Origin of the sequence: Runella limosa DSM 17973 (assembly GCF_000482465.1) — a bacterium.
In the GTDB taxonomy this organism is placed as follows: domain Bacteria; phylum Bacteroidota; class Bacteroidia; order Cytophagales; family Spirosomataceae; genus Runella; species Runella limosa.
On sequence record NZ_KI519425.1, the window covers coordinates 177,960 to 198,955 of the forward strand.

Sequence of the window (20,996 nt, forward strand, 5' to 3'; positions counted from 1 at the left end):
GAACCATGAAAAACATAGAATTTATCAGTCCCATAGAAGGCGATATGCTTCACGGCTGGGACGGACAGGTAGTAGAAGGAGCGCTCCAAACGACGGTAAAAGTAAAAGCGCCGTTGCAGCATTTTATTGTTATCAATGGCGTGGAAGCCCAAGAACGTGAAGGTGTTTTTGAAGCGTTGGTGACGTTTCGCGACTACCAAAATACGGTAGAAGTAAAAAATATGACCACGGGAGAAAGTGCCCAAATCAAGGTCTTTTGGCTGCCCAATTTTGCAGGGAATTACCGTTTGTCGATTGACGATAATGTCTGGTTTTTGCGCGATATTCATCAAAACGATGCGAACTATACGTCGATTTTTGATAATCCGTATTTGGGCTTTCTAAAACAAGTACACGACGAATACGGCACAAAAATCCACCTCAATCTTTTTTACGAAACCGACGGTTTTAACTTGTCGCAGCTAACCGACCGCTTCAAACCTGAGTGGACAGCCAACGCCGATTGGTTGCGGTTGAGTTTTCACGCGCGAGGGGAGTTTCCCGACATGCCGTACCGCACCGCAGGCTACCAACAAGTAGCCGACGATTGCGAAACGGTCAAAAATGAAATTCGACGCTTTGCGGGTGAGGCTGTGATGGGGCCTGTTACCACGCTACACTGGGGCGAAGCCACGGTCGAAGGCTCGCGCGCGCTCCGTGATGCGGGGTATATAGGTCAGTTGGGGTATTTCAACGTGGACGACGATTTGCCTCCCGTTTCGTATTATCTTGCGGTAGAGCAACGTCGTCAACTGAAAAAACGCTTTGTGTGGCACGACACGCAAGAAGGCATCACGTTTATTCGGAGTAGCATTGTGATTGATAAAAAAGAGTTGCCCGATATTGTTCCGCACTTGGATAATTACGCAAACCTTCCGTCAGGACAGCCACCGTACGTCGATTTTTTGGTACACGAACAATACTTCTATCCCTTTTACGAAGCTTATCAACCCGATTTTCGTGACCGCGTTGTGGCCTGTGTGCGCTGGGCAACCGAAAAAGGCTACCAACCCGCTTTCCTCGGGGATTGTATATTTTAAATAAGCGAGCGGCGAAAGATGAGTAGAAATGAATGGTAAAAAAAGCCTCGGAGAGGCTAAACATTTGTAGCATGGAAAACAATCGTAGAAATTTCTTAAAAACGGCAAGTGCGACTGGACTTGGACTTTTTGCTTCCAACCCCTTTGCCGCCTACGCCAATAGCCCCGAAGAATGGGCGCAAGTACGCGAGCAAGCTGACCGCAAGCGCGTGCAGAAATTCAACATGAGTGGCTACGCCGCCCCTAAGTTGGACGTAGTTCGGGTTGGGTTTATCGGCTTAGGAAATCGCGGGATGGGGGCTGTAGAGCGATTAAACAAAATCGAAGGTGTCGAAATCAAAGCTTTGTGCGATTTACGTTCTGAGAAAACTGCCGCCGCCAAAAAACTGGTCGAAGCTTCGGGACACCGCCCCCAAACCTACGATAGCAACCCCGAAATCTGGAAAAAATTGGCCGAACGTACCGATTTAGACCTCATCTACATTCTCACACCCTGGGCATTTCATACGCCCATGGCGGTATTCTCGATGGAGCATGGCAAACACGTATGCGTAGAAGTGCCCGCCGCCAAAACCATTGAAGAAGCTTGGCAGCTGGTCGATACCTCGGAGCGCACGCGCAAGCATTGCATGATGGTCGAAAACTGCTGTTATGACTTTTCTGAGCTATTAACGCTTAATTTGGCCCGCAATGGTTTTTTTGGGGAGATTATCCACGGCGAAGCAGCCTATATCCACAATTTGCAAACGCACGTTTTTTCCAAAACCCATTTTTACCAATTGTGGGAGCTTCAAGAAATGTTTCAGCGGAAAGGTAATTTGTACCCTACGCACGGACTGGGGCCTATTTGCCAAGTAATGGACATCAATCGGGGGGATAAAATGGACTACCTGACTTCGATGTCGAGCAACGATTTTGTGTTGGGGAATTTGGCCAAAGAACTCGCCGCTAAAGATGATTTTTACAAGCCTTACGTGGGGAAATCCTACAATGGCAACATGAGTACCACCACGATTAAGACCCAAAAAGGGCGAACCATTATGGTACAGTATGATGTGTCATCGCCAAGACCGTATTCACGGATTCAACTGGTGAGTGGTACCAAAGCGGTGGGCTTAAAATACCCCGAACCTGCGCGTTATTCGACGGGTCACGAGTGGATGTCGGCGGAAGAATACAAGGTATTGGAAGAAAAATACCTGCCGCCGATTGTGAAGAAAATGGGCGAAGTTGCCAAAAACGTTGGCGGGCACGGTGGGATGGACTTTTTGATGGATTGGCGGACAATTGATTGCCTCCGCAACGGTCTCCCGCTCGACCAAGATGTCTATGATGCGGCTCTTTGGAGTAGCATCGCGCCACTCAGTGGCTGGTCGGTAGCCAACCGTTCCAATTCGATTGATGTTCCTGATTTTACGGGTGGGTCGTGGAAAGCGAATGCCCCCGTTGATATATCTATGACAAAAGGCGGCACAACAAAAGCTAAAGTGTAAACTTCGATAGCTTTGTTTTAAGGAATTCAAAGTAGCCTCGGTAGAGGCATAACCTTTGTAGTCGGTAGAGGCGTAACCTTTGTCGTATTGTAGGAATTTTTGCACGAGGTTTTGAGAAACCTCTTGTGTCGGTTTTGAGAAACCGACATCACATCACTAACATGACTGTGGCATCACTTTCGGCATTACATTTAGCCTTGGAGAGTTTCTACAACTTTCCAAGGCTTTTCTATTAGGTAATTTGCCGAAAGCGTTATATTTTTGAAAAAATAGCGCTTTCGGCAAAATGATACACGCTTTCCTAAAATTGCTTTTGAGCGGAATACTGGTTTCGGTCATCGGCATCCAAGGGCTCTTTGCCCAAACCCTTTCCGTCACGGGCGAAGTAAAAACGCCTTTGTCGCTCACATCATCTGATTTTCAGTCGCTTGAACGCATCGAAGTGACGGCCAAAGACCGCGATGGCAAAGAGCACCGCTATGCTGGTGTACCGCTTACGGCGATTCTTCGCAAAGCGGGAGTGACGCTTGGGGGAGAGTTACGCGGTGAAAATCTCTCAAAATATATTATTGCCAAAGCAGGTGATGGCTACGAAGTACTGTTTTCGTTGGCCGAGGTGGATGCCGAGTTTAGTGGCCGCACTATTTTGGTGGCCGACTCGGTGGATGGTGCTCCGCTGCCCCAGGGAGTAGGTCCTTTTCGGCTAGTGATACCCGACGAAAAACGCCCCGCTCGTTGGATTCGCGAGTTAAAATCTATTGAAATTCGATTTGCAAAATAAGGCTGCTGGTTTGCGCTACAATCGCAAACTAACAAAGAAAACAAAATGCGAAACATCCCTCTTTTAGTGGCGTTGGCAGTTTTTCTTTCTTCTTTTTGGGTAGAAACCAAAGAGAAGAAAGCAGAATTACATCCCTATAAGCTGGAGTATCCTTCGTCTTTTGGTAGCCGTTTTGTTATTCCTGCCGATAACCCGACGACCGAAGAAGGAGTAGCGCTGGGTCGAATGTTGTTTTATGAGCCGTTGCTTTCGAGTACCAACACGGTTTCGTGTGCCAGTTGCCATGAACAAACAAAGGCATTTTCGGACGGGCGACCACTGAGCATAGGGGTTTCAGGAAAACCTACCCGACGAAATTCGATGTCGTTAGCTAACTTGTTGTGGGTCAAAAATTTGTTTTGGGATGGGCGAGTCAGCGGGTTGGAAAATCAAGCGATTTTTCCCATGACGCACCCCGACGAAATGGGGCAGTCGCTGGAGGTGTCGGCAAAAGAGTTGGCCAAAACAACTCGGTATCCTTCGCTCTTCCGACAGGTATTTGGAACATCATCTATCACGGGAGAACAGATAACCAAAGCGTTGGCTCAATTTGAACGTACGTTGATTTCGGCCGATTCACCCTACGACCGTTCGTTGAAGGGAAACTACACGCTCACGGCTTCCGAACGGCGAGGAATGGAACTGTTTATGCGAGGAGCTGCGCCCGAACGCGGAGTGCGGGGAGGAAACTGTGCCCATTGCCACGGCGGAGCTAAGTTGATGCAAGAAGTATTTCACAACAACGGCCTGGACAGTATTGCGGTAGCTGACCGAGGCAAGCAAGAAATTTCGGGCGATGAACTGGACAATGGCCGTTTTCGAGTGGCAACTTTGCGGAATATCGCACTGACAGCACCCTACATGCACGACGGGCGTTTCAATACGTTGGAGCAAGTGCTTGACCATTACAATGAGCACTTTCATTTTAGCCCCAACCTTAGTCACGAACTGCGCACGTCGCACAACGAACCGACAAAACAACGATTGGGGCTAACTTCTTCCGAAAAAAAGGATATTATTGCTTTTTTGCATACCCTCACCGATTCGATATTTATTACCAATCCCGCGTTTTCAAACCCGTTTGAGACGAAAAAATGATTATTCGATAGCGTTTATACTTAGCCAGTTAATGAAGAAACTACTTTTGTTTTTGTGGCTGATTAGCCCGCAGTTATACGCCCAAACTGTGCGCGTAGCCGTGGCAGCCAATGCGCAGTTTGTGATGGAAGAACTAGAAGCGGTGTTTGAGAAACAAACAGGCATTCAGCTAGAAACCATCATCAATTCGTCGGGAAAAATTACCACTCAAATCCAGCAAGGAGCGCCGTTTGACCTGTTTTTGTCGGCCGATATGCACTACCCCGATGTGCTTTTTAAAGAAGGGCTAACCACCGCCGCTCCCAAGGTTTATGCCTACGGAGCTTTGGTCGTTTGGGCAATTGGAGCAACAAAGCCTACGAAAGACTTGTCGTTTTTGACCCAACCTTCCATCAAAAAAATAGCCCTTGCCAACCCCAAGCTTGCGCCTTACGGAGTTGCGGCCCAGGAGGCACTCAAACATTATCGCCTTTTTGACAAAACCCAAGAAAAGTGGGTAATGGGGGAAAGCATCTCTCAAGTAAATCAATACATTCTTTCGCAGGCAGTGGAAGTGGGTTTTACGGCCAAGTCGGTGGTGTTAGACCCGTCGCTCAAAAATCAAGGTACTTGGGTGGAGGTTGATCCCAAAACCTACAGTCCCATTGCGCAGGGAGTGGTGTTGCTTAAAAAGAAAACCGCAGAACCTAGTGTGGCTGCCCGTCGTTTTTATGATTTTTTGTTTAGTAAGCGCGCACACGCTATTTTTCGGAAGTTTGGGTACCGAGTAGCGGACGCAACACCACAAAAATGATGAACATGGATTGGGAGCCGATTTGGCTTACGTTTCGTTTGGCAGGTACTACCACTATCTTGTTGTTGGTGGTGGGTGTGCCGTTAGCGGCGTGGTTGGCCGCCACTAAAATCAAAATAAAACCACTGATAGAAGCGATTATTAGTATGCCGTTGGTGCTCCCGCCTTCGGTGTTGGGTTTTTATTTTTTACTTACTTTTAGTCCAGCTAGTGCGTTGGGGCAATTTTTAGAAAAAAACCTTGGTCTCCGTCTTATCTTTTCGTTCGAAGGCTTGGTAGTGGCTTCGATGGTATATAGTTTGCCTTTTATGGTACATCCGATTCAAGCGGGATTAGAAAACTTGCCCGCATCGTGGAAAGAAGCCTCTTATACCTTGGGAAAATCGCGGTCTATTACTTTAATGAAGGTACTATTGCCCAACATCAAACCTGCGCTGTTGACGGGAATTGTGTTGTCGTTTGCGCATACGATTGGTGAATTTGGGCTCGTATTGATGATTGGAGGGAATTTGCCTGGGCAAACCAAAGTAGCATCAATCGCGATTTATGACGAAGTAGAAACCCTCAATTACGCCGCCGCCCACGGCTACGCCGCATTATTATTGGTGTTATCATTGGTGATTTTAGTACTTGTCTATCGGTTCAATAAACGCTTAACCGTATGATTGAACTCGACCTTACCCTACCCCGTATTTTTGCCGATGGCTCTGGGGAATTGCAGCTCAGACTTTCGTTAGAAAGCAATAGCCTAACGGCCTTTTATGGGGCGTCTGGCGCTGGCAAAACGACCTTATTACGCTTGCTGGCAGGACTAGAAACTCCCGTCTCGGGGCGTATTGTTGTGGATGGCGAAACGTGGCTTGATACGTCGCAGCGCATTAACTTACCAGTTCAGAAGCGTTCGATTGGTTTTGTTTTTCAAGACGCCGCGTTGTTTCCGAACATGACAGTGCGCGAAAATTTGGCGTACGCAGCCTCCTCTCCGAAAGATGCTTTTATTGATGAGCTTTTAGAATTGATTAAATTAGAGTCGCTTGGTGCGCGCAAGCCCGATGGATTGTCGGGAGGGCAGCGGCAGCGAGTAGCGTTGGCGCGGGCTTTGGTACGACGACCCAAGGTGTTGTTGCTGGACGAACCGTTTGCTTCCTTGGATGCGACTACTGCCCAAAGCCTGCGGGAAGTGTTAGGTCATCTGCATCAACAATTCCAAACGACGACGTTGCTAGTCACTCACAATCAAGAAGATATTCGTCAGTTGGCTGACCGAAAGGTTGAAATCGAGCGGGGGCGAGTCAAAGCGGACGAGGCGAAAGGGCCAGAATCAGCACCGATATCGGGCATCATTACAAAATTAGACCGCGAGAAGGGCTACCTCGAAACCGATACGATGCAGATTCGTCTGGGAGCAGCTGCCGCTTGGCCTAACGACTTAAAAGTGGGTGATGAAGTGTCCCTTCTTTGGGAAAAGCGAATCTAAATCCAAGAGAAAAATCTTTGATTTTACCCAAAAACCGCATAAATTGTCTTCAATAAACGTTTTTTACAAAAAATCATTCAGCTATGGCGAATCCAACCTTATCCGAAAAATCATTTATCAAAGCCGCCCAAGAAGGTATTGGGCAAGGTGTTATGACTGTGCAAGGAACAGTCAACAAAATCATTTTATTAGGCGCATTGGTCATTGGTTCTGCCGCAGGCAGTTGGTTTTTGTTTGCCTCTAATCCTGCACTTATCATGCCTTTGGCGATCGGCGGAGCAATCGCGGGTTTTGTGATTGCCCTCATTTTGGCTTTTAAACAACACCTCGCCCCCACGCTTGCACCCATTTATGCCGTGGTTGAAGGAGTTTTTGTGGGAGCTATCACGTTGGTATTTGAAAGTATGTACCCAGGCATCGGGCTGTCGGCGGTGTTGCTCACTTTTGGTATTTTGGCAGGGATGGTCGGTTTGTACAAGGCGGGCGTCATTCGGGCAACTCCCACGTTCAAACGGACGGTGATGGCCGCTACGGCGGGTGTGGCTATTTTTTATTTGGTGGCCATGGTATTACGCATGTTTAGCATCGAAATGCCACTCATTTATGACACAGGCTGGTTTGGAATCGGCTTCTCGTTGTTTGTAGTGGGGTTAGCCGCTTTCAATTTAGTACTCGACCTCGACAGAATCGAACAAGGTGCTGCTTATGGCGCGCCCAAATACATGGAATGGTACTGCGCATTTGGGATGATTGTTACTATCGTGTGGTTGTACATAGAAGTGCTTCGCTTGTTATCCAAGCTCTCAAGTCGCGACTAGGCGTTCAATTTTTACAAACATAAAAAAGACACAGGAGGCAACTTCTGTGTCTTTTTTTGTTCATGTTGAACGCATTAAAATATAGAGTGTCTATTGATTGCTCCAGAGGAGCTACATCTTAGTAGAAAAATGAATCAAATCCCCCCAAATCCCCATCGGAGCAGCCGCCGCTCGGTAAAAGATGTCACCGAGCGACGGCCGCCCCGATGGGGATTTGGGATGGCCTTTACCCCCTTTTTCTACTAAGATTTAGCCTCGCTGAGGCTACTTTTTTTATGCGTTTAACCTGTTTTTTGTTTGAAACTTAGTAAGTGGAGAATAGTGAAATAGTTATATTTCTTGAGTAGTTTTCTTGCTTTCTTTTTTTCGCTAATTGACTCCTGTTTTGTTTATTACTAATAGATATAATTTAACCAATAATTAGTTTGAAAATTTTACTTTATTTAAAATAATCATTGGAAAATATTCTTATTTGCCATAAACTTGTGCATGCTTATTGCCAAGCAACAAAAGATTTTTCGCTCTTTGTAATTACGTATTTTAATTCTGAATGGCCGCAACTATGTAAGAATTAAGCCTCTCTTGTTCGTTATAAGAATGTGAGAGAATTATTGGAAAATTACCATTATTACCCAATAACTTAATATAGTTTGCCCATGAGAAAGTTTTTATCTACGCTCTGCTTAGTAGGTGCGATGCTAACATGCTTGGTCAGTCACGCACAAGACCGCGCTTTAAAAGGAAAGGTCCTTGACAAAGACGGTGCTCCACTCCCTGGAACCAGTATTGTCATCAAAGGTACTGACCGAGGTACTTCGGCCAGTTCTACGGGGGAGTTTAGTCTCTCCGCTCCTCCTAGTGCCACTACGCTAGTGGTTTCGTTCATCGGTTATAAGCCCCAAGAGCTGGCCATTGGCTCGCAAACTTCGTTCAACATTACGATGGTTGAAGATGCCTCCATTTTGAACGAAGTCGTTGTCACTGCCTTGGGTATTGCCCGCGAAAAGAAAGCCTTGGGCTATTCGGTGCAAGAGGTAAGCGGAAAACAAATGACACAAGCCCGTACCACCAACTTCGTCAATGCCTTGGCTGGAAAAGTAGCTGGGGTACAAATTACGGGTTCAAACGGTGCGCCAGGGGCTTCGTCACGGATTTTGATTCGTGGTACTAGCTCCATTGGTAGCAACAACCAGCCGCTTTTTGTGGTGGATGGTGTGCCCATCGACAACGGTAACTACGGTTCAGGAACGGGCGTTGACTACGGAAACGGCGCGGCGTCGATTAACCCCGATGATATTGAAAACGTAAGCGTACTGAAAGGGCCAAGCGCGGCGGCTTTGTACGGTTCTCGCGGAGCCAACGGCGTGATTTTGATTACTACTAAAAGTGGAAAAGGTGCCAAAGGTATTGGCGTTTCGGTCAACTCAAATACGGCATTTGATACCCCTTTCCGCCTTCCTGAGTGGCAAAATGAGTACGGTCAAGGTGCGAAAGGTTTGTTTTCGTTCGTGGACGGTACAGGAAAAGGCGTCAACGATGGCGTGGATGAAAGCTGGGGGCCTAAATTGGATGGACGTTTGCTTCCACAGTTTGATTCGCCGCTCGATGCCAATGGGGTTCGTACGGCTACTCCGTTTGTTGCACATCCTGACAACGTGACCAACTTTTTTGAAACAGGTAAAACCTACACCAATAACATTGCCATCACGGGAGCCAACGATAAAGGAGATTTCCGCCTTTCGTTTACCAACTTGAGCCAAACAGGGATTTTGCCAAACACCGATTACAAACGCCGTACGGTATCTTTGAACGCGGGTTGGAATTTGACCAAAAAATTGAGCATTCGTGCGACGGGTAACTACGTAGTGGACGGTAGCGACAACCGCACCAACTGGGGACTTTACTTCATCTGGTTTGGTCGCCAAGTAGATATGGAGAAGCTGAAAAATTACCAATCACCCAACAGCATTTACCAGTACAACTGGAACTACAACTACTGGACTAACCCGTACTACGTGTTGAATTTGAGTACGAAATTTAACCAACGTGACCGTGTGTATGGAAACTTGGCAGCTACCTACAAGTTTAACGATTGGTTGACCTTGACGGGCCGTTCAGGAACGGATGTGTACATTGATCGTCGCAAAACCAAAAATGCAGCTCGTATCGACAACCTCAACGGCGCCAAACAGTACGATAGCTACAACGAAGAACAAATTTTTATTCGGGAATCGAACTCGGATGTATTGTTGAGCGCAACGCATAAGTTTGGTGATTTTGACGTATCAGCCAACGTGGGAGCCAACCACCGTAGCAATTATTACCAACGTAATTACATGGGAGCGACCGAATTAGCCATTCCACGCGTGTGGAACTTGGGTAACTCACGCCAAGCCAAAGTGGCCGAAAACTCTTTCTCTGAAAAAGCAGTAAATAGTGTTTATGCCGCGGCTAACTTCGGATTCCGCAATTATCTTTTCTTGGATTTGACAGCACGAAACGACTGGTCGAGTACATTGCCTGCCAACAACCGCTCATATTTCTACCCATCGGCGGCATTGAGTGCCATTGTAACCGACATTTTGGGCTTAAACTCACCCGTATTGTCATTTGCTAAAGTACGCGCAGGGATTGCTCGCGTAGGTAACGATACCGATGCTTACCGATTGATTCAAGCTTACAAGTACGAAAACCCGTGGGGGAGCACGCCTACGTTGTCAGAAAACAACGCGATGTTGAACGCTTCGCTCAAACCAGAATTGACAAACTCGTACGAAATTGGGGCAGAATTTAAGTTTTGGCGCAACCGCGTAGGTTTGGATGTAACGTACTATAACAAGCAGTCGTCGAACCAAATCTTAGATGTTAATATCTCTCAAACAACGGGCTTTAACTCTAAATTGTTGAACGCTGGAAAAATCGAAAATAAAGGAATTGAAGTACAACTCAGTGCTACGCCTGTGAAAGTGGGTGATTTTCAGTGGGATGTGGCAGTTAACTGGGCGCGTAACCAAAACAAAGTAATCGAATTGGCAGATGGCTTAACAACCTATACTTTAGGTACTGTTCGCGGGATGACGATTGAAGCGCGTGTAGGACAGCCTTACGGTACGTTCTTTGGACAAGGTTTTGCCCGTGACCCAAGTGGAAACATCATTTACGACAAAAGTGGTTATCCAACGCTCAACCCTACCCGCCGTATCTTAGGAAGTTTCACGCCAAAATGGTTGGGAGGTTTGCAGAATACGTTCACGTACAAGAGCGTGTCATTGAGTACGTTGATTGACGTAAAATACGGCGGTGATATCTTCTCGCAAAGTGTCAACATCGGACGTTATACAGGGGTGTTAGCAGAAACCGTTTTAGGACGTGAAACGGGTATCGTCGGAGAAGGTGTAGTAAATACAGGAACGGCTACAGAGCCTGTGTATGTACCAAACACAACCAAGATTTCGTCGGAAGAATGGCACCACAAATACTACGCGTTGACCAACAACGAAGGAACTATTTTTGATGGCAGCTACGTAAAACTTCGCGAAGTGAGATTGAGCTACGTACTTAGCAATCAGTTGATTAAAAAATTGCCTGTTCGTGATATTACAGTATCGGTTGTAGGCCGTAACCTCTGGTTGATTCACAGTAACGTGCCACACATTGATCCTGAAACGAGTTTCTACAACGATGGCAACTTACAAGGAATTGAAAATGGTCAAATCCCAACGACGCGTTCGGTAGGTTTCAACATCAGTTTTAGCTTGTAAAGGTCTGACTATCGTCTGACCTATCACATAATTTTTTCTATTACGACAATGAAAAGACTTTTTTCTTCTTTCCGATACAAAGCCGCGTTGGCGGCGGTGATGCTGAGTGTTTCGGCTTGCACCGACAAATTTGACGAAATGAATACCAATCCCAATGCCCCAGCCACAGCAACGGCTGACCTGTTTTTGCCGCACGGCATCCAGAGTGCTGTTGATACCTATTGGGGTGGTTCGTTGGGAATGGATATTGGCAATTTAATTCCGCAGTATTGGGCGCGAATCCAATACACCGACATCGACCAGTATTCTATCTCAAGCAGTGTGTATAGCGATACTTGGCAGACTTTCCACATCGAAGCCTTGGCCGATTATCAACGTATTTATAAGATGGGGGCGGAGATTAAAAACCCCAATTACCAAGCCGTGGCCATCATTATGCGCTCGTGGGTGTTTTCATTATTGACGGATATTTACGGAGACATCCCCTATTCTAAGTCGCTTCAAGGGCTGGAAGGCGAGTTACAGCCTGCGTATGACACCCAAAAAGACGTGTATGCAGGCTTAATCAAAGACCTCAAAACGGCCAATGACATGATTGATGCCACAGACAAAACCAAGGCGATTGCGGGTGATATTTTGTTTGCCAATGATGTCACAAAATGGAAAAAATTTGCCAATTCGTTGAGCCTTCGTTTGTTGAATCGGATGTTGAGTAAAACCGACGCGGGGGTTGATGTAAAAGCCGAAATCAACCGAATTTTGGGAGACCCTGCTAAGTACCCAGTGATTGGGTCGGTGTCAGAAAATATTCAATTGAACTACATTGACGCCACCAATAACAATAATCCCATCAACCAAAACCGCAAAACGCGCGACGACCACCGTGTAAGTGCTACGCTTGTGAATAAGCTGGCGGCGTTGAAAGATGCGCGCTTGGCGGTGTATGCCGATAAACCTGCCGATGGCGGTGATTATAAAGGCGTTCCGAACGGACTTTCAAACGCGGATGCCAACACACTGGGCTTATCGAAAACCTCGAAAGTAGGCGCGTACTTCGTGAGCGCGACGGCACCAGGCGTGATTATGTCTTATTCAGAATTGTTGTTTATCAAAGCTGAAATGGCCTATAAAGGCATCACGGCAGCGGGCGACGTGGCTACTAACTACACGAATGCCATCACGGCGTCGCATAGCCAATATAAACTAACCGTCAGTGCGGATTATTTGGCAGCCAATGTGCTTAAAACAGGAGCTGATGGTTATAAACAAATCATGGAACAAAAGTGGATTGCGATGTACGGGCAAGGTGTTGAAGCGTGGACAGAATTTCGCCGTACGGGTATTCCTGAATTGAAACCAGCGGTTATCAACGTAAATGGCGGCGTCATTCCAACGCGTTTGCCGTACCCAGGCTCGGAAGAATCACTGAACTATACCAATTTTAGTACTGCCTTGAAAGCCCAGGGAGGCGTCAACGACATGAAGCTAAAACTTTGGTTTGCCAAGTAATTCGAGGTATTTGTCCCTGGCATAGTTGCGTCAGAGACGCAGCGCCTTTTTTGACCCAAATGACAGTTTGGGTCAAGCTATTGCGCCTCGACGCTGTGTTGGGGCGCAAATAGTTTTTTCGTAGTAGAACAAAAGCTTTTGAGTATTTTTGATTGTTCACTTGTTTCTCAATAAACTATTTAACCATTCCTATGAAATACCTTTTCCGTTCCACCCTTTCTGCCTGTTTGGCGGCGGCGACTTTTACCGTTTCGGCACAAGATGACGCGGCTTTGCTGAAAAAAGCAAAAAAAATCCACGACAAAGCCTTCACGCTAGATACGCACGCCGATACGCCGATGCTGCTGGCCCGCGGAGGATTTGACATTACCAAAGACAATGACGCACGCACCACCAACAGCAAGGTTGACTACCCGCGCATGGTACGCGGAGGGCTAGATGCCATCTTTTTTGCGGTCTATTTGGGTCAAGGCCCTCGCACGCCCGAAGGCCACGAAACGGCTAAAAAACGGGCATTGGAGATTTTTGATGCGGTTCATACTTCGCTAAAAAATACGAGCTCGATGGCCGCCTTGACTACAACGCCTGAAGAGGCCATTAAGATTGGTAAAACGGGCAAACGTGCGATTTTTATTGGGGTAGAAAATGGCTACACCATCGGCCATGATTTGGGAATGTTGCAGAAGTTTTACGACTTGGGTACGCGTTATATGACGCTTTGCCATTCGAGCAACAACGACATCTGTGATTCGTCAACCGACCCAAAAGGAGCGGAATACCAAGGTTTAAGCCCGTTGGGGGAGCAAGTAGTGAAAGAAATGAACCGTTTGGGGATGATTATTGACGTGTCGCACGTGTCAGACTCTACTTTTTACGACGTCGTTCGTCTCTCGAAAGTGCCCGTAGTGGCGACGCACTCAGGAGCACGGGTTGTTTGTAATCACCCACGTAACCTCACCGACGATATGTTGAAGGCATTGGCCAAAAACGGCGGTGTTGTTCAACTCAATTTGTTGAGTGATTACGTGAAAACTATTCCACCAAGTGCCGAAAGAGAAGCGGCAATGAAGGCATTATATACCAAATACAATATTAAAGACCGTCGTGGCATGATGACCTTGCCCGAAGCTGAACAACAAAAAGCACGGGCTGATTTTATGGAATTGAACAAAAAATTCCCTGTTCAGTTGGCCACGGTCAAAGATGCCATTGATCACATCGACCACATGGTGAAGCTCATCGGTATCGACCACGTAGGAATGGGGGCTGATTTTGACGGAGGAGGTGCCTTGGCCGACTGTTTCGACGTAAGCCAATACGAAAACATGACGATTGAACTGGTACGTCGTGGTTATTCAAAAAAAGACATTGAAAAAATTTGGAGCGGCAACTTTTTCCGTGTGATGAAAGCCGTAGAAAAAGGAAAAACGGGCGAAGTAAGCCTGAAATAAAAGTAAGTGAGACAACAACGAAAATGAAAAGAGTCGGGCACTTGCTCGACTCTTTTTTGGTAAAAAGAAGAGCTTATCTCGAAAGTTTTAAAACTTTTGGGATGGGTAGTGGCATAATTTTTTCTATTATTGATACTTACCAACGACGATTAATTATGCTGCCTATGTTGTTTCTACGTTCAAAATTACCCCAATTTGTTTTCCTTTTTTTCTTGATAATCGGCTCCTTTGTTGTTCATAGTCAGTCACTTTCTGGGATTAAACTGCCTTCTTTTTCTGAGGATACCCTGAACCGTGTTTCGATGCGAGGAATGTTCTCTCAACTCAATAACACGGCTACCATCAGTGATTGTAAGACGGGGAAAATTGTGCACGTTTTGCCCCAAAAAGCCTACAAAGACCTCATGGAGGCGTACCAAGAAGTGAAACAAACGGGTGAAAATAGAATGTACGTCGAAATACAAGGGTATTTTAATGACAATCGTTCTGAAAAACTCATTGTTGAGGAAGTGCGTTTTTACGAAAACACCTCGGTCTGCCCTTCGGTCGCCAAATCTTACATTGCCCGTATGAAGGCCGATTTTGTCGAATATGGCGAAATGACCGTCGGTTGGGGGATTAAACTGGGCATTGCGACGCTGATACTTATTTTGGGGTTTGGGCTAATTAATTTTTTGGATAAACCGCTCAAGTCGTTTATTGACAAACGCAGTACCATCGATCCCTCCGTCAAGAGTTTTTTAAAGAGTTTGCTATTTATCAGCCTCCGAATTACCCTCATTATGATTGCGGGTGGTTTTTTGGGAATTCGAGTTACGGGCATTGTAGCCCTGTTTAGTGCGGCTACGTTGGCCATTGGTTTTGCCCTTCAGGGGAGTTTATCCAATTTTGCGGGAGGCTTTATCATCTTGTTGATGAAGCAATTTAAAGTGGGGGAAAAAATCACCGCCCAAGGCTACACGGGGCAAGTGCGTGATATTTTGATGTTCAATACCGTTTTGGATACGGGCGATGGCCGCCGCGTGATGATTCCCAACGGGCCGCTGCTCAACAGTACCATCATCAATCATACCCGAGCGGGATACGAAAAACGGGTGCTGAAGATTTTTACCACCTCTGACGTGGACACTGAGCACCTAAAAGCCATTATTTTGGATCAAATGGGGACGCTAAACGATGAAACATTGAAGCTTGCCCCCGACGTAAAAGTAACCGACTGGAACGGCGACCGCCTCGAAATCACCTTGTCGTACCAAACGCCTGCGGCACTGAGCGGAGGGGTATATGAAAAGGTCATTCAGCAAATGAATAACCGCCTGCGAACGGAGGGAATCAAACTGTATCCTTCTATGACTACTACCTAATCATATTTGAAGGTTATTTCTTAGCCAAATGTCTGCTTTTAAATGCGTTTGACCTGTTTGAGAGCATTGGGCGCAATAGAATATCAAAATGAGCAGTTGTGGCAGGTACTACAAGAAGCCTAAACAGAAAAAGAAGTAACCCTCAGGCATTGTAAAAAGGGTATTACACCTCTATTTTCCCAAAACCTTCGGGCCATTTTACGTTTTTGAGGTAAGTCCGAGCTTCATCATTTTTAGTTTTGAGGGCTTCGTCGAGTGTAGCATAACGCTTTACCTTCTTGGCAGTTTTCTTTTTTGTAGGAGTCTTTTCCATGATTAAGCTAATTTTCCAATCAAAAATGCTTCGTAAACTGTGCCTTTTTCAAAAGGCTGAGGTGTATTGTTGATAAAACCCCAAATGACAAAATTTCGTTTAAAATCTTCAAAAAATTTGGAGATAGCAATTTGATAGAGTCTTGTTCGTGCAGGAGTGCTGCCTTTAAAGAATACTTTTGCATCCACAAATTCATCAAAAAATAAAGGTAGTGTCTTAACAACAGTAGCCAGTACTTTCTCCATGTCTTGATTATTACTAACAGTCAAATCACTGATTTGTCCCTCCTCATCTTTATCTACTAACGACAAGTTGAAAATATGAGTTTGTTCATCAATAAGTTCATAAGCAATTACCTTGTGGATAGTTTTTGTGTCGCTGATACTGTCAAATTCAAAAATCAGTTCTCGTTTAACTTTTCGGAAAGAGTAGCTTGGCTTGTCCATACGGGCATCATTTTCAGCCCAAAGCTATGAAAACTTTTGATTGAGCCTACTTTAAACAACGTAGCACATCAGTACACCAATCCTAAAAAAACTCCCTACACGCATAGGGGAAGCGCTTTGTTAAGTTGTCATAGCATCAAAACAGTCAATTAAAAACGTTTCGATTAGCTATGAAAAAGTCATTAGTCCTCTTCTTGTTTGCGCTTCTTGCCGTATTTGCTCAGTCTTGTGTTTTCATTTCGGAAGGCACCCTCACCCCTCGCGACCCTAGTTCTCAGACATACAACCTGCGCGACTTTGACCAGCTCGAAATGGGCAATGCCTTTGATGTGAGCGTTCGTCAGTCGGGGCAGTTTAGTATTTCGGTGCAGGGCGACCGCCGCGATATTCAAGATTTGGAGGTGTACGTTGAGCGCTCAGGTAAGTTAGTGATGAAATACCGCAATTGGCGCGTGCGCCGCTACGAAATGGAAGTGGACATTACCATGCCTACCCTCACCGAGGTTGATTTCTCAGGAGCTACCACTTCCACCATCGAAGGTTTTACCAACGGCCGCACGCTCGACGTAGAGTTGTCGGGGGCGTCTAAGTCGGTTATTGACAGCGATTGGGACCGTGTTAATGTAGATCTTTCGGGCGCCTCTAACCTCACCTTGCTTGGCCAAGGACTTACGATTGCGGGCGAGCTTTCGGGAGCGTCACGCATTGATGCCTTCGATTATCCCGTTGATAACGTCGATTTAGACCTCTCAGGAGGAAGCAATGCCCGTGTATTGGTGGGCAAAACCTTGAGAGTCAACGCCAGCGGCGGAAGTACGTTGCGCTACCGTGGCACGCCCGAATTGCGCTCCAATATTTCGGGCGGAAGCACCGTAAAGCCAGATTAAGCCAAAAAATTCCTACCTTTGTAGCTCTTTTTGAAAAAGTCGTTAATGGTTATCTGTTAACTGTTAATTGTGGATACTTTAACTACGATTAACGATTAATTAATAACGATTAACGGCATTTTTTTACTCGAAAAAAATTGCCCAATGAACTACAAAGAGTATAAAGGTCTGGACTACGCGCAGGTAGGGAAAGAAATCCTGCAGTTCTGGAAAGAAAATCAAATATTTGAAAAATCAGTCGAAGTACGGGAAGGATCACCGTCGTTTACGTTTTACGAAGGACCTCCGTCGGCCAACGGGACGCCAGGTATTCACCACGTGATGGCCCGTACCATCAAAGATATTTTCTGCCGTTACAAAACCCTTCAAGGCTACCAAGTGAAGCGTAAAGGGGGCTGGGATACGCACGGCCTACCGATTGAGCTTCAAGTAGAGAAAGAATTGGGCATTCGCAAAGACGACATCGGGGTAAAAATCAGCATCGAAGATTACAATAAAAAATGCCGCGAGGCCGTCATGCGATTTACCGATTTGTGGCTCACCATGACCGAAAAAATGGGGTATTGGGTGGACATGGATGACCCGTACGTGACCTATAAAAACGACTATATCGAAACCCTCTGGTGGTTGCTCAAGCAGTTGTACGACCAAGGTCTTTTGTACAAAGGCTATACCATTCAGCCGTATTCTCCAGCGGCGGGGACGGGGCTTAGTTCGCACGAGTTGAACCAGCCTGGCACTTATAAAGATGTTAAAGATACCACCATCGTTGCCCAATTTAAAGTAAAATTGACGGGCAAATCGGCCTATTTGTTTGATACCGCCGACAGCGATGAGGTATATATTTTAGCATGGACGACCACGCCTTGGACGCTTCCTGCCAACTCTGCGTTGACCGTAGGAAAAGACATTACGTACGTCCTCATCAAAACCTTTAACCCCTACACTTACCTCCCAATCAATGTCGTATTGGCCAAAGATTTGGTAGGAAAGTATTTCTCGGAAAAAGGCAAAGACGGCGATTTTGCGGCCTACAAAGACGGCGACAAAGTCATTCCGTGGTCGGTATTGATGGAGTTTAAAGGCGAACACCTTGAAGGCATTCAGTACGAGCAATTGTTGCCTTACGTGCAACCGCTCCAAGATGCCGACAAAGCGTTCCGCGTTATTTTGGGCGATTTCGTCACGACCGAAGATGGTACAGGGGTAGTTCATACCTCACCTACTTTTGGAGCAGATGACTTCCGCGTGGCGAAAGCCAACGGCGTGCCTGCCATCATGGTGCGCGACGAAAGCGGCAAAGAAGTACCCATCGTGGACCGTCAAGGACGTTTTGTCAAAGAAATCGGTGAATTTGGTGGACGTTTTGTCAAAGAAGAATACTACTCGACCGAAGAACGCAATGAGCCTGATTTCCGCCCAACGGATGTGCTTATCGCCATCAAATTGAAGGAAGAAAATCGGGCGTTTAAAGTGGAAAAATATGAGCACCCGTACCCACACTGCTGGCGTACCGACAAGCCCGTGTTGTACTACCCGCTCGATAGCTGGTTTATTGCGACGACCAAGAAAAAAGACCGCTTGGTAGAGCTCAACAAAACCATCAATTGGAATCCAGAAAGCACAGGAACGGGGCGTTTTGGAAACTGGCTCGAAAACCTCGTGGATTGGAACCTTAGCCGTAGCCGCTACTGGGGAACGCCGCTTCCTATCTGGCGCAGCGACAGTGGCGAAGAAGCTTGCATTGGTTCCGTAGAAGAGCTGACCAATGAGCTTCAAAAAGCCATCGACAGCGGTGTGCTTAGTCCTGAGCAACAAGCGAAAAACGAGTCTTTCTTACAATCAAAAGGAACGGAAGCCTTTGATTTACATCGTCCTTATGTGGACGAAATCTATTTGGTGTCGGACTCAGGCAAAGTGATGTTCCGTGAGCCAGACCTCATCGACGTGTGGTTTGACTCGGGGGCAATGCCGTATGCGCAGTTCCATTTTCCGTTTGAAAACCTCGACAAGTACCCTCAAAGCATGGGCGGTACGGCAAGCGATAGCAAAACGTCGTTCCCTGCCGACTTTATTTCGGAAGGTGTTGACCAAACGCGCGGTTGGTTTTTTACCCTCCACGCCATCGCAGGTTTATTGTTTGATTCAGTATCGTTTGAAAACGTAGTTTCGACGGGCTTGGTGTTGGATAAAAACGGCAACAAAATGTCGAAACGTTTGGGTAACGCCATCGACCCTTTTGAAACGATTGACAAATACGGCCCAGATGCGACCCGCTGGTACATGATTACCAATGCCGAGCCGTGGGATAACCTCAAGTTTAACCTCGACGGCATCGCCGAAGTGCAACGGAAGTTTTTCGGAACGTTGTTTAATACATATAACTTCTTTGCTTTGTATGCCAACCTCGATGGCTACAAAGTAGAGCAATTTAACCGCGTTCCTCGCGAACAACTGAGCGAACTTGACCGCTGGATTATTTCAAAAGTTTACACCCTTGTGAAAAACGTGGGTGAGCAATTTGACGGTTATAATCCGACCAAAGCAGGTCGCTTGATTCAAGATTTTGTGTGCGACGACCTTTCCAACTGGTACGTTCGTCTCAATCGTCGCCGTTTTTGGAACCCCACCCCTGACCCCTCCCCTGTTAAGGAGGGGAATGAAGCTCCCTTCCCTACAAGGGAAGGGCTGGGGATAGGGTTAGACAAACGTGCTGCGTACGAAACGCTCCAACATTGCTTGGCAGCTGTAGCACAATTGATGTCGCCGATTGCGCCTTTCTTTGCTGATTGGCTGTACCGTAACCTTACCGACCACGTACGTACAGAGTCGATTGAGAAAAGTACGCCGTTCAAACACGAATCGGTGCATTTTACTGAATGGCATACATATGACGAGTTCTGGGTAGATGCTGAGTTGGAGCAATCAATGCAGTTGGCGCAAGACATCTGCTCGTTGGTACACTCGCTCCGCAAAGGTCACAAAATCAAGGTACGTCAGCCGTTGACCAAAGTCTTGATTCCTGTATTGAGCGATAAAGTTCGTGAGCAAATTGAGCACGTAGCGCCTATCATCATGAGCGAAGTCAACGTAAAAGGCGTTGAGTTTGTGAGCGATGATTCGGGCATTTTAAAGAAGAAAATCAAGCCAAACTTCAAAGCATTGGGTCCTAAATACGGCAAAAATATGAAAGCCGTAGGCGAAGTAATCAACGCGATGAACGAAGAGCAAATCCGTGAAGTTGAAAGAAACGGACAAGTGACTTTGACAAGCGGCGATACGACGTTTGAGATTCTTTTGGCCGAAATCGAAATCTTGACCGAAGACGTACCAGGGTGGTTGGTAGCGAGCCAAGGTAGCCTCACCGTAGCGCTTGATGTTACTATCACCGACGAGTTACGCCGCGAAGGAATTGCGCGTGACATTGTCAATCGCATCCAAAACTTGCGCAAAGACAGTGGCTTAGAAGTTACGGATAAAATTTCTATTCAGTTGGAAAACAACAACGCAGAGCTTGCCGATGCCGTTGCGACCAACAAAAACTACATCTGCCAAGAAGTACAAGCCGTTCAGCTCGACCTCGTTACTGACCTCAACGGTAGCGCTTCCGAAATCGAAATGGATGAGTTTTTACTCAAAGTGAAGATTGAAGTAGTGTAATCTGCCAATTGCGTTCGGGTGATAGCC

The 20,996-nt window shown here is 46.5% G+C and carries 16 protein-coding genes; 14 read left to right on the forward strand and 2 right to left on the reverse strand.

The features are described from left to right. The first annotated feature begins 5 nt into the window (after positions 1 to 5). The 12 genes from K339_RS0123945 to K339_RS36200 all read left to right on the forward strand — a co-directional run bounded on the left by K339_RS0123945 (position 6) and on the right by K339_RS36200 (position 15,663). Entirely contained in the window at positions 6 to 1,079 is a 1,074-nt protein-coding gene (locus K339_RS0123945) for a hypothetical protein (protein ID WP_028525871.1), read from the forward strand. Between the two features lie 71 nt (positions 1,080 to 1,150). Beyond that, positions 1,151 to 2,572, forward strand: coding sequence for a Gfo/Idh/MocA family protein (locus K339_RS0123950; protein WP_028525872.1), 1,422 nt, complete (start codon positions 1,151 to 1,153; stop codon positions 2,570 to 2,572). Positions 2,573 to 2,858: 286 nt separating this feature from the next. After that, on the forward strand, positions 2,859 to 3,353 hold the full coding sequence (locus tag K339_RS0123955; RefSeq protein WP_028525873.1) for a molybdopterin-dependent oxidoreductase: 495 nt from the start codon (positions 2,859 to 2,861) through the stop codon (positions 3,351 to 3,353). A 45-nt stretch (positions 3,354 to 3,398) separates the two neighbouring features. After that, entirely contained in the window at positions 3,399 to 4,490 is a 1,092-nt protein-coding gene (locus tag K339_RS0123960) for a cytochrome-c peroxidase (protein WP_028525874.1), read from the forward strand. 31 nt (positions 4,491 to 4,521) lie between these two features. After that, positions 4,522 to 5,283, forward strand: a complete 762-nt coding sequence (gene modA, locus K339_RS0123965; RefSeq protein ID WP_028525875.1) for a molybdate ABC transporter substrate-binding protein — start codon at positions 4,522 to 4,524, stop codon at positions 5,281 to 5,283. Beyond that, complete coding sequence (gene modB, locus K339_RS0123970; protein WP_028525876.1) at positions 5,283 to 5,948, forward strand: molybdate ABC transporter permease subunit; 666 nt, start codon at positions 5,283 to 5,285, stop codon at positions 5,946 to 5,948. Before modA ends, modB begins: the two co-directional genes overlap by 1 nt. Then, the gene (locus K339_RS0123975; RefSeq protein ID WP_028525877.1) at positions 5,945 to 6,760 is read left to right on the forward strand and encodes a sulfate/molybdate ABC transporter ATP-binding protein; all 816 of its coding nucleotides are present in this window, start codon (positions 5,945 to 5,947) and stop codon (positions 6,758 to 6,760) included. Before modB ends, K339_RS0123975 begins: the two co-directional genes overlap by 4 nt. A gap of 83 nt (positions 6,761 to 6,843) precedes the next feature. Continuing rightward, positions 6,844 to 7,578, forward strand: coding sequence for a Bax inhibitor-1/YccA family protein (locus tag K339_RS0123980; protein WP_028525878.1), 735 nt, complete (start codon positions 6,844 to 6,846; stop codon positions 7,576 to 7,578). 656 nt (positions 7,579 to 8,234) lie between these two features. Then, entirely contained in the window at positions 8,235 to 11,339 is a 3,105-nt protein-coding gene (locus tag K339_RS0123985; protein ID WP_028525879.1) for a SusC/RagA family TonB-linked outer membrane protein, read from the forward strand. Positions 11,340 to 11,387: 48 nt separating this feature from the next. Beyond that, positions 11,388 to 12,848 (forward strand): SusD/RagB family nutrient-binding outer membrane lipoprotein, encoded by a 1,461-nt coding sequence (locus K339_RS0123990; protein WP_028525880.1) that lies wholly within the window; start codon positions 11,388 to 11,390, stop codon positions 12,846 to 12,848. 191 nt (positions 12,849 to 13,039) lie between these two features. After that, positions 13,040 to 14,299, forward strand: coding sequence for a dipeptidase (locus K339_RS0123995; protein ID WP_028525881.1), 1,260 nt, complete (start codon positions 13,040 to 13,042; stop codon positions 14,297 to 14,299). A 302-nt stretch (positions 14,300 to 14,601) separates the two neighbouring features. After that, positions 14,602 to 15,663, forward strand: a complete 1,062-nt coding sequence (locus K339_RS36200) for a mechanosensitive ion channel domain-containing protein (protein WP_051398212.1) — start codon at positions 14,602 to 14,604, stop codon at positions 15,661 to 15,663. A 163-nt stretch (positions 15,664 to 15,826) separates the two neighbouring features. Here the strand turns inward: K339_RS36200 and K339_RS37275 are convergent, their stop codons facing one another. Continuing rightward, positions 15,827 to 15,976, reverse strand: coding sequence for a hypothetical protein (locus tag K339_RS37275; RefSeq protein ID WP_157607723.1), 150 nt, complete (start codon positions 15,974 to 15,976; stop codon positions 15,827 to 15,829). Between the two features lie 2 nt (positions 15,977 to 15,978). Continuing rightward, a complete protein-coding gene (locus K339_RS34635) occupies positions 15,979 to 16,422 on the reverse strand; it encodes a DUF6934 family protein (protein WP_051398213.1) in 444 nt (147 codons plus the stop codon). A gap of 170 nt (positions 16,423 to 16,592) precedes the next feature. On the opposite strand from K339_RS34635, the gene K339_RS0124015 reads away from it, so the two are divergent. Next, a complete protein-coding gene (locus tag K339_RS0124015; RefSeq protein ID WP_028525882.1) occupies positions 16,593 to 17,309 on the forward strand; it encodes a head GIN domain-containing protein in 717 nt (238 codons plus the stop codon). Between the two features lie 144 nt (positions 17,310 to 17,453). Next, positions 17,454 to 20,969 (forward strand): isoleucine--tRNA ligase, encoded by a 3,516-nt coding sequence (gene ileS, locus K339_RS0124020; RefSeq protein WP_028525883.1) that lies wholly within the window; start codon positions 17,454 to 17,456, stop codon positions 20,967 to 20,969. Positions 20,970 to 20,996 lie beyond the last annotated feature (27 nt).